This is a genomic window from Streptomyces sp. SM11 (assembly GCF_002910905.1).
Classification (GTDB): domain Bacteria; phylum Actinomycetota; class Actinomycetes; order Streptomycetales; family Streptomycetaceae; genus Streptomyces.
Genome location: NZ_NEUE01000239.1, coordinates 1 through 15279 on the forward strand (window position 1 = coordinate 1; position 15279 = coordinate 15279).

13 protein-coding genes are annotated in these 15279 nt (G+C 72.3%); 6 read left to right on the forward strand and 7 right to left on the reverse strand.

Annotation, left to right across the window (positions count from 1 at the left end; all coding sequences use genetic code 11):
• The 3 genes from B9S58_RS25150 to B9S58_RS25160 all read right to left on the reverse strand — a co-directional run.
• Positions 1-1133, reverse strand: a 1133-nt coding sequence (locus B9S58_RS25150; RefSeq protein WP_103534337.1) for an MraY family glycosyltransferase, incomplete at its 3' end; no start/stop codon positions are given.
• Between the two features lie 288 nt (positions 1134-1421).
• Positions 1422-1640, reverse strand: coding sequence for a hypothetical protein (locus tag B9S58_RS25155; protein ID WP_103534338.1), 219 nt, complete (start codon positions 1638-1640; stop codon positions 1422-1424).
• Positions 1641-1800: 160 nt separating this feature from the next.
• On the reverse strand, positions 1801-3378 hold the full coding sequence (locus B9S58_RS25160; RefSeq protein WP_103534339.1) for an amidohydrolase: 1578 nt from the start codon (positions 3376-3378) through the stop codon (positions 1801-1803).
• A gap of 333 nt (positions 3379-3711) precedes the next feature.
• Between B9S58_RS25160 and B9S58_RS25165 the strand changes: the two genes are divergently transcribed.
• The 3 genes from B9S58_RS25165 (at position 3712) to B9S58_RS25175 (ending at position 5953) form a co-directional block, all read left to right on the forward strand.
• The gene (locus B9S58_RS25165) at positions 3712-4656 is read left to right on the forward strand and encodes a methionyl-tRNA formyltransferase (RefSeq protein WP_103534340.1); all 945 of its coding nucleotides are present in this window, start codon (positions 3712-3714) and stop codon (positions 4654-4656) included.
• A 17-nt stretch (positions 4657-4673) separates the two neighbouring features.
• Entirely contained in the window at positions 4674-5486 is an 813-nt protein-coding gene (ddaH, locus tag B9S58_RS25170) for a dimethylargininase (RefSeq protein WP_103534341.1), read from the forward strand.
• 62 nt (positions 5487-5548) lie between these two features.
• A complete protein-coding gene (locus B9S58_RS25175) occupies positions 5549-5953 on the forward strand; it encodes a hypothetical protein (RefSeq protein ID WP_103534342.1) in 405 nt (134 codons plus the stop codon).
• A 213-nt stretch (positions 5954-6166) separates the two neighbouring features.
• Here the strand turns inward: B9S58_RS25175 and B9S58_RS25185 are convergent, their stop codons facing one another.
• From B9S58_RS25185 to B9S58_RS25195, 3 genes are all read right to left on the reverse strand, one after another.
• Positions 6167-6688 carry a hypothetical protein gene (locus B9S58_RS25185; protein WP_103534344.1) on the reverse strand — a complete coding sequence of 174 codons (522 nt, stop codon included), beginning with the start codon at positions 6686-6688 and terminating at the stop codon, positions 6167-6169.
• Positions 6689-6833: 145 nt separating this feature from the next.
• Positions 6834-7715, reverse strand: a complete 882-nt coding sequence (locus B9S58_RS25190) for a hypothetical protein (RefSeq protein WP_103534356.1) — start codon at positions 7713-7715, stop codon at positions 6834-6836.
• The gene (locus tag B9S58_RS25195; protein WP_103534345.1) at positions 7712-8326 is read right to left on the reverse strand and encodes an ABC transporter ATP-binding protein; all 615 of its coding nucleotides are present in this window, start codon (positions 8324-8326) and stop codon (positions 7712-7714) included. The genes B9S58_RS25190 and B9S58_RS25195 overlap by 4 nt, the downstream gene beginning before the upstream one ends.
• Positions 8327-8720: 394 nt before the next feature.
• On the opposite strand from B9S58_RS25195, the gene B9S58_RS25200 reads away from it, so the two are divergent.
• The gene (locus tag B9S58_RS25200; RefSeq protein ID WP_103534346.1) at positions 8721-10100 is read left to right on the forward strand and encodes an NAD(P)/FAD-dependent oxidoreductase; all 1380 of its coding nucleotides are present in this window, start codon (positions 8721-8723) and stop codon (positions 10098-10100) included.
• A 49-nt stretch (positions 10101-10149) separates the two neighbouring features.
• Here B9S58_RS25200 and B9S58_RS25205 read toward each other — a convergent pair whose 3' ends face one another.
• Positions 10150-11532 carry a wax ester/triacylglycerol synthase domain-containing protein gene (locus B9S58_RS25205; protein ID WP_107494952.1) on the reverse strand — a complete coding sequence of 461 codons (1383 nt, stop codon included), beginning with the start codon at positions 11530-11532 and terminating at the stop codon, positions 10150-10152.
• Between the two features lie 927 nt (positions 11533-12459).
• Here B9S58_RS25205 and B9S58_RS25210 point away from each other — a divergent pair.
• The gene (locus B9S58_RS25210; RefSeq protein WP_103534347.1) at positions 12460-13608 is read left to right on the forward strand and encodes an NAD-dependent epimerase/dehydratase family protein; all 1149 of its coding nucleotides are present in this window, start codon (positions 12460-12462) and stop codon (positions 13606-13608) included.
• A gap of 33 nt (positions 13609-13641) precedes the next feature.
• On the forward strand, positions 13642-15225 hold the full coding sequence (locus B9S58_RS25215) for a PfaD family polyunsaturated fatty acid/polyketide biosynthesis protein (protein ID WP_103534348.1): 1584 nt from the start codon (positions 13642-13644) through the stop codon (positions 15223-15225).
• The last annotated feature ends 54 nt before the right edge of the window (positions 15226-15279 follow it).

The following is a 15279-nucleotide window of genomic DNA, read 5'->3' on the forward strand; positions in this document are numbered from 1 at the left end:
GTCCTGGCGGTGCCGGCGGGCGCGCCTCTCCCGGGAGCGGAGCCCGTACCGCCCGGCGCGGATGCCGCTGCGGGGGTCGCGGTGCCGGTGGTGTGCGCCGTCGTACGCCGGGCGGCGGTACGGGGCGGGAGCGTGCGGGGCGGTGCGTACGCCGGAATCCTCAGCAGGGCGAACACGGCGGCCACCGTCCCGGCCGACGGCAGGAGGAGGAGCGCCGGATGCAGCAGCTCCGCGTACACCAGCGTCCCGGTGGCCACGGGCACAGCCGCCCACAGGGCCAGGAGGACCGCCGTGCCCGGCACGGTGACGCGGACCCGGCGCAGGCGGTGTGCGATGTGGTCGTCCGTGTCGCGCAGCAGGGAACGCGCGGCGCGGCGGCGGGAGATCAGGACCAGGGCGGTGTCGGCGAGCGCCACCGTCGCCAGGGCGGGCAGCGCGGCCCACGCGGCACGGCCCGACGGGGCTGCCACCTGGATCAGCGCGCCGGAGGCGGCCAGCGCGAATCCGGTGAACTGCGCCCCGGTCGCGCCGAGCCGAAGGCGGGCGGGGTGCCAGTTGTGGAGCAGGAAGCCGGCGAGGCCCGCCGCCAGGGCGGCCGGAAGCAGAGCGAGGGCGGGGCTGCCGCCGACGGCGGCGCAGGCCAGCAGCCCGGCGGCGGTGACCACGCCGACAGCGGTCAGCAGCCCGTCGGCGTGGTCGAGCAGGGCGAACGCGTTGGTGACGAGGACGATCCAGAGCACGGCCAGGACGCCCGCCGCCGGTGACAGTCCGGCGAGGCAGACGACGAGGACCGCGGCGGCCGTCTGCACGGCGAGGCGGAGGACTCCCCACAGCGGCTTCAGGTCGTGGACGAGACCGAGAGCGGCCACGGTCCCGGACCCGGCGAGCAGCCCCGCGACGGAGCCCGCCGAGTCGTCCGCCGCACCGAGCCACAGGGCCCCGCCGGCCGCCGCACCGACGCCGAGCACGGCTGCCGGGCCGCCGGTCCCGCGCAGCGCCTTGGCCCGTGGCGCACGCCCGGCCGGTTCGTCCGGGACGTGGGGGCGGAACGCCGCGCGGCGGGCGCCCTTGGCGAGTGCGACCGTGATGAACAGCGCGGCCACACCGGAGGCGATGATCCCCAGCACGTTCACCTGCCCTGCCTTTCCTCGTTCATGACCTGCGGCGCGGGACGCGGGGCGGCCGGTGGAACGACGGCCTCCCGGTTCCCGGCCGGCTGTGGGTCGGGGGACACAGGACGCCACCCGGGTGGCGTTTCTCCCCAACCTACGGGCCAATACCCCCATTCACCCTAAATAACACGAAAAGGGAAGAGTGTTGTTCTTCCGCCCGAACGCGGGGCGACACGCCTCGGCCGAACGAAAGCCGTCAGAACGGGCCGGGATCGGCGGAGTTGGCAGCAGGAGTGGGCAAAGGCGGCATCAGCCCGCGCGGTGACGGCGGGCGTTGCGCTCGGCTGCGGCGTGCCACCAGCGGGGCGGAGCGGGGCCGGTCACCACGGCGGTGGGCTGATCCGGGTGCAGGCCCAGAGCGCGCAGCGCGTCCGCGTCGACCCGGACGACGTACCGGCCGTGCCAGTGCCCGTCCGCGCCGATGCCGCAGACGAGATCGCAGTGGATCCGGTGCCCGGCGAAGGGCATCCAGTCGATGCCGCGGTCACGCAGTCAAGCGCGGAGGGCGGCCCGGGGCCCCGGGGAGCCCTGCAGGTTCTCGCACGACACGACGGTCACCCACTCGGCGCCCGAACCGGCGCCCGTCATCTCCGCGTGCTTCTCCGCGTGCATGGCGTCGAGCGTAACGTCACCCCACGGCGCGTGCGTCCCTACCGTCCACGAAGGTGCTGACGATCTCGATGCCCCCGATCCTGGAGGGGCCCACGTGGTGCGGGTCGTCGCCCAGCACCACCAGGTCGGCGCGCATCCCCGGCGCGAGGGCACCCGCCGCGCCCTCCCAGCCGCAGGCGTGAGCGCCGGCGACCGTGTAGGCGCGCAGCGCCTCGTCGACGGTGACGGCCTCATCCGGGCCGATGAGGCGGCCCGACACGGAAGCGCGTTCGACCATGAACTGGATCGCCCGCAGCGGCGAACCGTCCGTGACGGGGCGGTCCGAACTGCCGACGAGGGCGACCCCGTGGTCCAGGAACCCCCTGCCCCGGTACATCCAGCCGGCCCGCTCCTCCCCCATCACCGTCGCGTAGTCGTCGCCGAAGGAGCGCAGGAAGGTGGGCTGGACCACCGCGCTCACGCCGAGCTCGGCGAAGCGGGGCAGCTGGTCGGGGCGGATCAGCCCGGCGTGCTCGATGCGGTGGCGCGCGTCCGGGCGGGGCCGTAGCTTCTGCGCCCTCTCCAGGGCGTCCAGGGCGAGGTCCGCGGCCCGGTCTCCGATGGCGTGGACGGCGAGCTGCCAGCCCGCGAGGTGACCGTCGACGATGAGGGCGGTGAGGCGGTCGGGGTCGTCCTGGAAGCGGCCGACGTTGCCGGTAGTGCCCTCGTACGGTGAGGTGAGCGCCGCCGTACGCGCCATCATCCCGCCGTCGGTGTAGATCTTGAGCGCGCCCAGGGACAGCCAGTCGTCGCCGAACCCGGTGCGCAGGCCGAGGTCCAGCGCCCGGGTGAACCCGTCGTCGGCGTGCGCCGCGCGGGGGCGCAGGGTGTCGCCGGACGCCATGAGCTGGACCCGCAGGGGCAGCCGGCCACGGTCCCGGAGCAGTTGGTAGGCGCCCAGCTCGACGGGGCTGTGGCCGAGGAGTCCACCGCCGACGCCCGCCTCGGCACAGGCCGTGATCCCCTCGTCGAGGCAGGCGCGGGCGGCGAGCTCGATCGCGTCGGCCAGCTCCTCCTGGGAGTAGGGCAGCCGCAGCCGGCGGGCGGTGGCCATGGCGCTCTCGGCGAGGAAGCCGTCCTCGTGCGGCGTCCCGTCCGGCAGCAGCTCCAGTACGGCGGTGTTGACGACGCAGGCATGCCCGGAGTCGTGCATCAGGAAGACCTTGCGGCCGCGGCTGACACGGTCCAGTTCGGCGGCGGTCAGATGGCGGCCCAGGGCCCGCTGGTCATACCCGGCGACGTCCACCCAGGCACCGGAAGGAGCCGGCCGCCGGGCCGCCGCGTCCACGGCGGCAAGGACGTCCTCGACCCGCTCGCACGGGGCGACACTCGGTGTACCGGCCTTCAACCCGGCCCAGGCCAGGTGGACATGACTGTCGATGAAGCCGGGCAGTACGGTGGCGCCACCCAGGTCGACGACCTCGCGGGCGGGCAGGGAGGTCACAGCCTCGTCCACCCCGACGACCCGCCCCCGCCAGATGCCCAGGTCGTGGGCGACGGGGTGGTGGGGGTCCATCGTGAGGATGCGCGCGTTCGTCAGCCGCGTACAGAGCATGGGCAGTCCGTCCGTCGGAGGTTCGGAGGTCAGGAGGGCCCGGCCGGCACGGGATTCCCTCGGACACGTACAGGTGCGGGGGCTTCGACGCCAGGGCTCCCGCCGGGCCGTCCGCCGGAATGTACTGCCAAGGGCGCGGCCCGCACCATCGGGCCTCTTGAGCGGTCCCTGGACACGGGCGCGCCCTCCAAAGCCCGCCGCACCGCCGGGTTTCCACGGGCACCCGCTCCGGCCGGTCGCTCAACTCGGGCGGCAATCAAGCCCCGTTGTGCTATTAGGTAAGGCTTGCTTTACTGGTGCGCCGGTTGATCGCTCTTCCAAGGAGGCACCTCCATGCGGGTCGTCATGTTCGGTTACCAGACCTGGGGGCACCGCACCCTGCAAGCTCTCCTGGACTCCGAGCACGACGTGGTGACGGTGGTGACGCACCCGAGGAGCGAACACGCCTACGAGAAGATCTGGAGCGATTCGGTCGCCGACCTCGCGGAGAAGCACGGGGTTCCCGTGATCATCCGCAACCGGCCGGACGACGAGCTCTTCGAGCTTCTCCGGGAGGTCGCACCGGACATCATCGTGGCGAACAACTGGCGTACCTGGATTCCGCCGCGGATCTACGACCTGCCGCGGCACGGCACGCTCAACATCCACGACTCGCTGCTTCCCGCCTACGCGGGTTTCTCGCCGCTGATCTGGGCGCTCATCAACGGCGAGCCGGAAGTGGGCGTCACGGCCCACATGATGGACGAGGAGCTGGACGCCGGCGACATCGTCGTCCAGCGGGCGGTGACCGTGGGAGCGACGGACACCGCCACCGACCTGTTCCACCGGACGGTCGACCTGATCGCGCCGGTCACGGTCGAGGCCCTCGGGCTGATCGCCTCCGGGCAGACCGGGTTCACCCGACAGGACCGGTCGAAGGCCAGCTTCTTCCACAAGCGCGCCGAAGAGGACATCCGCATCGACTGGAACTGGCCGGCCGAGGACCTGGAGCGCCTGGTCCGCGCCCAGTCCGCCCCGTACCCGGCCGCCTTCACGTTCCACCGGGGGCAGCGGATCGAGGTCGTCTCCGCCGTCGTGTCCCAGGGCCGCTACGGCGGCACCCCGGGCCGCGTCTTCAACCGCGAGGGCGACGGCGTCGTGATCGTCGCCGGAGCCGACGCCCGCACGGGCCGCAACCACGGTCTCGCGATCACGCGCGTACGGACCGCGGACGGCCACGAACTGCCCGCGACCGAGTACTTCACCTCGATGGGCGGCTATCTCACCGGCCGCCCCTGACGATCGGGACCCCACCCATGCGTACCGCACGTGCCCGGCACTACCTCATGTGCCGGCCCACCTACTTCGACGTGGTCTACTCCATCAACCCGTGGATGGACCCGACGAAGCCTGTCGACACTCCGCTGGCCATCGCCCAGTGGGAGCGACTGCGCGAGGTCTACCTGAACCTCGGGCACACCGTCGACACGATCGACCCCGTCCCCGGCCTCCCCGACATGGTCTTCGCGGCCAATGGCGCGACCGTCGTCGACGGACGCGCCCTCGTGGCCAGGTTCCGCGACACCGAGCGCATCGCGGAGGGCCCCGCCTACCACGACTGGCTGCGGGACAACGGATTCCCCGACCTGCGCACGGCCGCGTTCGTCAACGAAGGGGAGGGCGACTATCTCCTGGCCGGTGACTGGCTGCTGGCCGGCACCGGGTTCCGCAGCGACCCGCGCTCCCACGACGAGGCACAGGAGTACTTCGGACGCCCGGTGATCGGACTGACCCTCGTCGACCCCGACTACTACCACCTGGATACCGCCCTGACCGTGCTCGACGAGAGGACGGTCGCCTACTACCCGGGGGCCTTCTCCTCCGGCAGCCTGGCCGTCCTGAGGCTGCTGTTCCCGGACGCCCTCCTCGCCTCCCCCGGCGACGCCGAGGTGTTCGGGCTGAACGCGACGTCGGACGGGCACAACGTGGTCCTGCCGCAGAACGCGACGGAGCTGGCCGGGCAGTTGCGCGAGCGCGGCTTCAACCCGGTCGGTGTGGACCTGTCGGAACTCCTCAAGGCGGGCGGCAGCGTGAAGTGCTGCACCCTGGAGCTGCGCGGGGACGCCTGAACGCACGGCCTCCCCGCGGAAATTCCGTGGGGAGGCCGCGGGGGCGCCGATACCGTGGGCGCATGACCACCGCGACGCGCACCTTCCCTCCCCGGCCCCTGCACGCCGTCAAGGCCGTGTACGCCCGTCAGACAAGCTGTCCGTCCTCCTTCGCCCTCGCGGTGGCGGACTTCGAGCCCTGGGCGGAGGGCGTGGAGTTCGAGACGGCGGACACGAGCACGGTGCCGGGCTGGTCGGCGGCCGAGGTGGCCGAACTGCACGAGGCGTTCGGCTCCGGCGTACGCGAGGAGCTCGCGGCCCTGGATCCCGGCATCACGGTGGCCGTCGCGGTCGTCCTGCGGTCCGTCAAGGTCCACGAAGTGGACTCCCATCCCCTCGCGTTCCACCGTGCGGGGCGGATCGCCGTCCAGAACGCGCTGGCGGAGGTGTACGGCCCGCCGCCTGACTCCTGGCCGAAGCCGCACTGAAGCCGGGCCACCGACCACCGCCCGCCATTGCCTCCCCGGCCGCGGCCATCGGTGCGGCCCTCGCCCTCGTGGGCGGGCGGATGCCGGTCGCCCTCGTCCAGGACGTCCTGGCGGCGCTGCGCGAGGACGTGTTCACGGCCGCGATCCGGCTGCCCGTCGAACTGCCTCCCGAGACCCGGGCCGGCCGCGCGGCGCGGCAGGCCCGGCGTGCCGCTACCAGCCGGCCTTCACCCCGTTGTAGGCGGTACGGCAATTGGCGTTGTTAGCCTTCGCGGCCAGCTTCTCCATGGAGTTCGTCCAGACCTTCTTGGCGAGCTTCTCCAGCTCCCGCGTCTCGGCGGGGACGTTCGGGGCGTACTTCTTGATCGTCGCCAAGGAGGACCTGGCGAACTTGTTGCACACGGGTCCGGCGGCGTTGCGGTAGCGGGTGTCCAGGTCCGTGGCGACGTCCTGTCCGTTGTTGGTCGCCCAGGTGTTCCAGGCCGCGCACGCCACCTCGGTGAAGGCCTCCTGCTCGGCCTCGCTCAGTCCCAGGACCTCGCCCAGCATGGCGTTCTTGGCCTTGTCCGGGACCGTGAAGTCCGTGACGGGGAACTTGTCGAGGGTTTCGAGCAGCGCCTCCTGGCAGGCGGGAGGCAGCGGGGCCGCCTGCGCGGGGGACGGGGCGGCCAGAACGGAGGCGGAGAGAAGAGCCGTGGTGAGGACGGTGCGCTGGACGGCACGCGAAAGAGTCATGAAGGTAGTACTCCTTGCACGGGAAGACGTGTCGGTCCGAGCACCGCGTCGGTGCCCGGCGGCTGGAGAACGATCACCGTCCGCCCCAGGTCACGGCTCCTGTCGCGTCCGCCCCAGGTCACGGCTCCTGTCGGCGGGGAGGTGGTCAGTTGGGCCGTACGCGTCGCTCCGCCGGCGGAGCGTGCCGCGCGGGGAGCGGTTGCCCGCCGGTGTCCTCGGCGCTCGCGGATCCGGAGGGAACCGGCACGGTCCGCGGCTTCCGTTCCGGTGCCAGCGCGTTGCGGGTACGCCGGCGAAAGACCAGGAATCCCGCCGCCGCGGCTCCGATGAGCCAGAGCAGCTGGGTCACGAGACCCTGGACCGCCGACACGTCGGAGAAGGCCGCGGACATGCTTGCCTGCACAGCTCCGTACGTCGGAAGGAAGCGCACGACCGCGCTGTCCGACCCGGAACTGGACAGAGGGTTCTGGAGGGCTACGTCGAGGACACTGATCATCAGGATGGCGAACATGCCTTCCACCTCCCGGCGGAGTACCGATCCGAAGACCACGCCGAGCGCGCCGTAGGTCAGTGCGGCACAGAACAGCGCGGCCGCGAGCAGGAGGGGCTGCTCGGGCGGCCAGGCGAGTTCGACCACGACCGTGGCGTACGCGGCGATGGCGCCGCACACCAGCGTGAGTGCGCAGAGCTTCGCCAGGACGAGGTGATACCGCGGGTATCCGGCCATGGCCAGACGGCGGTCGAAGGCGCCTCCCGTGAAAGTGGCCGCGAACATCATGAACCCGGCGATCAGGGTGACGGCGTTCAGCGCTCCGGTGATCTGGGTGAGGTGGTTGCCGGGCGGGGACAGGACCTCGCCCGTGGCCCGGAGCCGGAAGGGCGCCGGCTGGTCGGGAATGGTCACATAGGCCAGGGCGATCCACACGGGGATGTACACGACCACGAGCAGCATCGCGAACCGGTTGCGGGCATGTCCGATCAGCGCGTACCGGGACGCGGTGGCCAGCAGTGACCAGTGCCGCCTCATGCCGCCGCCTCCGTACACCGTTCCTGCGGGTGGAGGCGCCCGCCGTCCAGGCGCCAGAGCAGTTCCAGCCGGTCGATGTCGTACGCCAGGTGGGAGACGACCAGCACCGAGCGCCCCGTGTCGCGCAGCCTCGTCGCCAGTTCCCAGAAGCACAGGTACGTCTCCCAGTCGAAGCCCTGGTAGGGCTCGTCCAGCAGGAGTACGTCCGGGTCGTGCATGAGCGCCAGGGTCAGGTTCAGCTTCTGTCGGGAGCCTCCGCTGAGCAGGCCGGCACGCTGGTCGAGGTAGGCGGTGAAGGCCAGGGCCTCCATCACTTCTTCGGCGCGTCCGAGGTCCGGCAGGCCGAACGCGTACTTGAAGAAGTCGAGGTGCTGGCGGACGGTGAAGGAGTCGTCCAGCACCACGGACTGCGGGCAGTAGCCGAACCTGCTGTTGTGGCTCACCGAGCCTCGGTCCGGCCTGAGTTCACCGGAGAGGATCTTCAGCAGGGTCGTCTTGCCCGCGCCGTTCTCCCCGACGATGCCGGCGAGCGTGCCGGGCCGTAGCTGGAGGTCGACGCCGCGGAGAACGGCATGCTGCCGGTAGGAGTGGTGCACATCTGTGACGTCCATCGTGTCGCTCCGTCGTACAGGTCTGACTGATGGCCGGGGGATCGGTCCCCCGGTTCCCCCGCCGGCGGGCCTTCCGGGTGGCCACCCCGGGGCGAACCGGCCCTCTCCTGCCCAACGAGCGGGCCGAGCAGCGGAAACGGTGTCGGCCGCTGGTGCGGCCGCCCTGCCGTCAACCCCGTGCAGAGCGTGTCATCCGTGCGACGGGTCCACCGCCGAAGACGCGCCTGGAGGTCGCGGTTCGGCTGAGGGTTGTCCCGTAGCGTGACCGGGGCCCGGCCTTCACGACCACCTCCAGGAGAGGTTCCGTCACCACGCTCGGGGCCGCTCCCCCAGCGGTCCCGGTTCCGGCGCGTACCGGTGACGTCGCGCACAGCCCAGGGAAGGTCGGTCAGCCATGAGAACGTGCGTGATCGGAGCAGGCCCGTCCGGTCTGGCCGCGAGCAAGGTCCTTGCCTCGCGGAACGTCCCCTTCGACTGTTTCGAGGCCGGTTCGCGCATCGGCGGGCTCTGGCGCCACGGCAACGACAACGGCATATCTGGCGTGTACGCGTCGCTACACGCGAACATCTCGAAGGAGAGCATGTCCTTCTCCTCGCTGGCCATGCCGGGCAGCTACCCGGTCTTCCCCCACCACAGCAAGGTCCTCGCCTACCTGGAGGACTACGCCGCGGCTTTCGGTCTGCACCGCCACATCACGCTCGGCACGGAGGTAACCTCGGTGCGGCCGCTGGACGACGGCGGCTGGGAGGTCGTCCACCGACCCCGCGGGGACCCGGCCGCGGAGGTGACGGCGCAGCGCTACACCGCGGTGGTGGTGGCCAACGGGCACCACTGGGCTCCCCGTCTCCCGGACCCCGCCGTGCCCGGGGCCGAGGACTTCGAGGGACCCGCTGTCCACTCGCACGACTACCGCGTCCCGGAACCCTACGCCGGACGGCGGGTACTGGTGATCGGTATGGGCAACTCCGCGTGCGAGATCGCGGCGGAGGTCTCCCGCTCGGCCGCACGGACGTACCTCTCCGCACGCCACCCGGCGCACGTGTTCCCCAAGATGCTGCTCGGCCGGCCGGCGGACCACTTGGCGTGGAGCCCGCTGTCGGGCCTCCCCCGGTTCCTCAAAGGCCCGGCGATGGCGCTTCTCCTGCGGCTGACCCGTGGCGCCCCGGCCCACTACGGGCTTCCCCGGCCCGTCCGCGGTCCCCTCGCCACCCACCCCTCCACTTCGGACGAACTCCTCGTCCAGCTGGCCCGGGGCGCGATCACCCCGAAGCCCGGCGTCAGCTCGTTCGGCCGGGACACGGCGACCTTCACGGACGGCAGCCGCGAACCCGTGGACGCCGTGGTGTACGCCACCGGTTACTCCATCCTCTTCCCGTTCCTCGACCCCACCGTCTTCGCCGCCCCGGACGGCCGCACAGAGCTCTATCTGCGCACCCTGCCTCCCCAGCTCCCGGGTCTCTACTTCATGGGGCTCGCTCAACCCGCCGGTGCCGCCTTCCCCTTGCTCGAACCACAGGCGGAATGGGTCGCCGGCCTGATCACCGGAGCGGTCGCGCCGCCGTCGCCGCAGGCCATGAAGCGGGCCATCGACCGTGAGCGCCGACGCCATGGCAAGACCTACGTGTCCAGCTACCGTCATGGGATCGAGATCGACATCCGCTCCTACCGGAAGGCCCTGCGCCGCGAACTCCGCGCGGGCAGCAGCCGGGCGCGCGGTGTGGTCCCGCCCCGGTCCGCCGGGGCCGGTCCCGCTCCGGCGGCCGACGCCGTATGATCCGGCCCCGGCGGCCCACTCGACAGCCGGCGCAGGAGAGCCCACGGGTTCACACCGGGGCCGAGCTCTTCTCCAGCTCACCCACAGCCTGCTCCCACAGCTCCGGCAGCAGTTCCCCCAGCGGAAGAGCGCGGTCGGCGACGAAGGACACCTCGGCCCAGTCCCCGAAGAACGACAGCCCCACCCCGAAGAGGTGCCAGGGCACGAGCGGGGGCAACAGAGCGGTGCCCGTCACCTGCGTCCCTCCCAGGCTTCCCTTGTCCGCGAGCGGCATGGAGGTGGCCACGACGTCGGTGACCCGCGAGGAAAGCATCCTTCGGAGGTACCACTCGGTGGGGCGGCCCGGCATGAAGCGGACCAGGTCCTGAATCGCCTGCCGCCAGGTCTCGCCCCGTACCTTCCGGGTCGTCGCCATGACGTGCTCCAGCCGCCGCAGGGAAGCGTCGCCGCCGGACCCGTCCGGCTGTTCCGGGACGGTCCGCACGGGCAGCTCCAGCGGCAGGGCGAAGCACCGGTTTCCCCACGTCTGGTCCTCGTCGGGGCGGCGTGCGTCGATGGGCAGCACGGCCGTCACCCGGGGAAGAGGTACGCCGGCGCGGTCCGTCCAGACCGACAACGCCCCGGCCAGCGCCGCCAGATGTGCATCGTGGGCCGAGCCGCCGCGTGCGGCTCCGATGCCGCGGAGGGTGTCCGCCGGTACACGGCCCCGCCACAGCCGCCGTTCCCCGGTGGGGACGAAGGCGGCGTCCGGGCGGTGGCCGCGAACGGCGAGGGAGCCGGCCATGAACTTCGTCGCCAGCCCGACAGCCCTGCCCACCCGCCGGGGCGCCCCGGCCCGACGACTCCGGCCCGGCACCGGGCGCGCCGACGGCTCCCCATCGCCCAGCATGGTGCGGAAGGTCATGGCGGCAGCCGAACCGTCCTGGCAGGCGTGGTGGAAGCGGTAGCACACGGCGTACGCATCGGGTGCGTGGCCGTGGATCAACCAGATCCCCCAGTAGGCGCCGGGGGCGAAGGGGGCGTTGAGGGCGGTGTTCAGGGCGGCCTCCCACGCGTCGGGGCCGTTGGCGGCCACCTCATGCACATGCCGGTCGACGGAGAAGTCCGCGTCCGGTTGCCACCGGAGCCGCCGGCCGCCTTCGACCCGGCTGGTGAGCAGAGGCATCCGGCCGATGCGGAAGCCGACGTACGCGCGAAGGTCGGCCAGGGCCGGGGGCGGGCCGCTGAGGTAGGCGACGCCACCGGCGTCCCAGCGCACATCGGGCCGGCGACGCGCCATGCTGAGGAACGCGCGGTCGATCGCGTGGGTGGGGTGGCTGGGAAGCGGGACAGACGGACCGGGCGGGTCGGACCCGTCGGACGATTCGGACCGGGTGGCACGGTCGGACGGTTCGGGCCGGGCGGGCCGGGTGGACTGCTCGGAATCAGGCATGGGCTTCGGGGTTTCCAATCCGGGGCCGAGGAGGACTCGCTGACGAATGGAAGGAGCTGACGGATCAGGGGAGGTGAGGGAGATGAGTGGATGGACCGCAGGGGCCGCTGTCGCGGGGCGGCCGGGACCGTCCACGGCCGACCGAGGCGCACCGTTGCCAAGCCGGCCGGTCACCAGGATGGGCATCGGCCGGAGCAGATCCGTGCGGCACGCGGCTGCCGAGCAGGCTTCGGCAGCCGGATTCGGGGCGGTTCCGGCGGCGGCCCGGCGCATCCGCTGTCGAGCCGCGTCCCGCCCGTTCCCCTGTCGTGACGGGCCTGCCGGACCTCGCTGCCCTCGGCCGACGCCGGAAGGGCGACCCCGCGCAGGTCGGTCCGGAGACCCACCGGAGGGTTCCCTCGAAAGGAGGACGGGGCTGTGATCGCTCCCGTCCGACTCCTGCCGTGTCACGCCGCCCCATGTTCCCGGGCGGCCTGGCTGCGGCAGCTTCCTCCGCTCCAAGCGGGCGCGCACGGTTCGCGGGGCGGCGTACTTCGTTCGGGTGAGCAGAGGGAATGCAGGCTCGCGTCCCGCTCACCGTCTGACATCGTGTGCCGTGCGCCGGAGTCATCGGGTCGAGTGAGGGCCCGATAATCCCCGGCGAGACGGGGCGGCGGAGAGTCGGCAAGCACCAGCCGGACCGGTCGGGCGGACCGCACCGCACCGCACCGCACCGGCCGAACGACCCGTACCACGGACCGTGCGGCCGTCGGCGACCACTCCGTGTCGAAGGACGGCCGATACCGTCCCGTTCCACTCTCCCGTTGTCCGTTGTCCGCTCCCCGTTTCCCGTCCCTCATCTTCCGGTCCCTCTCCCGGTCGCCGCGACGATGGCACCGCTGTCTCCGCACGCCATCGCCCCCCCTTCACCGCCCTTGGAGCACGCTCGTGCACGTCGCCCTCACCGGTGCCACCGGATTTCTCGGACTGCGCCTGTTGCGTCGCCTGCTCGACGCCCACCGGTCGGTGACGGTCCTCGCTCACGCGGGGTCGGGGAACGCTCTGCACCGCATCACCCGGTTCTTCGAACTGACGGGTGCGCCGAAGGCGTTCACCGCAGGGCTTCCCGGTCGGCTGCGGGTGGTGGAGACCGAGCTGGCGCTGCCGCGGCTGGGGCTGTCGGAACGGACGTTCCAGCGGCTCGCCGACGGCCTCGACGCGATCTGGCACAGCGCGGGCTCCATCAACCTGGAAGGTGATCTTCCCGAGCTGCGTCGGACCAACGTCGAAGGGACGCGGCACGTGCTGGAGTTGGCTGCGGCCGGCCGTCGGACACCGGTCGTCCACCACGTGAGCACCGCGTTCGTGGCCGGGGCGCTGCGGGAGGGAGTGGCGTACGAGGACGAGCTGGACGACGCCCACAGCTTCGAGAACGCCTACGAACGGTCCAAGTACGAGGCGGAGCTGCTGGTCCACGCGTGGTCCCGGGAACACGGCCGCCCGGCCCTGGTGCTGCGGCCCAGCATTCTGGTCACGGACCTGCCGCCGCACCCCGAGCTGCCCGCGCATCCGCTGCTGGTCGTCGAACGGATCCTGCGTGATGCGCGACGTGCCGCGGATCCCGTGGAGCCGGTCCCGCACGGCCCGCCCCGAGTCCGGATGGTGGGGCATCCGCACGGCAGGCTGAACCTGTTGCAGGTGGAGCACGCGGCCGAGGTCATGGTGCGGCTGGCCGGGCTGCCGCCGTCGGGCGGGGTCGAGACGTACCACGTCGTCCATGACCGCGATGTGCCCGTTCCCACGGTCGTGGCACTCCTGGAACGGCTGGGTCCGATCTCGGTCGACCTGGTCGCCGCCAAGCCGGACGCTCCGTCGGCGCTGGAGGCGCTGCTGGACTTCTATCCGGGCATGACGATCTACCTCTCCCACCGGCGGCGGTTCGACGACACCCGGGTCAGGACCCGGCTGGGACCGTCGGCGGTCTCCGCCCCCGTGGGCCTCGACTACCTCTGGTCCGGTCTCGCCCCGCGGGGCGAGGCACTCCCCGGAGCGCCGGACATCCCCCCGGCCGCTCTCCCGTCCGCCCCGTACGCCTGACCAGCAGCCGCCCTTCCCCGTTGGAGCCCTCCCGTGTCCGTCCTCGCCGTTCCCGGCTCCCCCGCCGCTTCCCCGCCGGTCTTCTCGCCCGAGGGAATCGCGGCCCGTGCCCGGCGGATCCGGGAGCCCGTCCACGTCGTCAGCGGCTCGGACGGCCGTGACCTGGGGCTCGCGACCGGTCCCGTACCCGATGGCCCGGTGCTCGGTACGCTGCCGCCGCTGTACCCCGAATGGCTCGGCGGTCGCACCTTCTGCGAGGCGCACGGCGTCCGCTTCCCGTATGTCGCCGGGGAGATGGCGAACGGCATCGCGACCACCCGGATGGTCTCCGCGATGGCCGGGGCGGAGATGATCGGCTTCTTCGGCGCGGGCGGTCTGGCCTACCCCGAGGTGGAGCGGGCCGTCCAGTCCCTGGCGCACGAACTGGGGTCCCGCTCGAACTGGGGCGTCAACCTCATCCACTCGCCGGCCGAACCGACGCTGGAGTGGCGCGTCGCCGAACTGCTGCTGCGCACCGGTGTCCCCCTGATCTCCGCATCGGCGTTCATGGAGCTGACCCCGGCGGTCGTCCTGTGCTCGGCCCACGGGCTGCGCCGGGGCGCGGACGGCGGCATCGTCCGGCGCACGCGCCTGCTGGCGAAGGTCTCCCGGCCCGAGGTGGCCGAGAGGTTCCTCTCCCCCGCCCCGCCCGCGCTGCTGGACCCCCTCGTCGCCCGGGGGAAACTGACCCACCAGGAGGCTGAGCTGGCGGCCCTGGTGCCGGTGGCCGAGGACATCACCGTGGAGGCGGACAGCGGTGGGCACACCGACAACCGGCCGTTGTCGGTCCTGCTGCCGAGGATCGCCGCACTGCGGGACGCGCTGTACCGACGGTTCGGATACCGCCGGCCGGTCCGGCTCGGCGCGGCCGGCGGCCTCGGCACTCCCGAGGCGGTGGCCGCCGCCTTCGCCCTCGGCGCGTCCTACGTGGTCGTCGGGTCGGTGAACCAGACGGCCGTCGAGGCGGGCCTGTCCGACGAGGCCAAGGCGATGCTCTGCGACGCGGACGTCTCCGATGTGGCCATGGCCCCGGCGGCCGACATGTTCGAGCTCGGCGTGAGGCTCCAGGTGCTCTCCCGGGGGACGATGTTCGCCCCACGGGCCGCCCGGCTCCATGCGGCGTACCGGGACCACGGCTCGCTGGAGGAGATTCCGTCCGCGCTGCGGGCCTCGATCGAGCGCGATGTGCTGCGCGCCCCGTTCGACGAGGTCTGGCAGCGGGCACGCGCCTTCTGGGAGCAGCGCGATCCCGCCGAGATCACCCGGGCCGAGACCGATCCGAAGCACCGTATGGCCCTCGTCTTCCGCTGGTACCTGGGCAGTTCCAGCCGGTGGGCGATCACCGGGGAGGGGGCACGGCGGGCCGACTACCAGATCTGGTGCGGGCCCGCGATGGGTGCCTTCAACCAGTGGGTGGCGGGCTCGTTCCTGGCCGATCCGGCGCACCGGTCCGTGGTGCAGATCGCACTCAACCTGCTCGAAGGGGCCGCCGTGCTCACCCGCGCCCACCAACTGCGCACGTACGGCCTGGCGTTGCCGGCCGAGGCGTTCACCCACGCGCCGTGCGAGCTGGCGTGAGCGGCACCGACGCCGCCGAGGCGTCAGCGACGATCACCCGACATCGAGGAGACA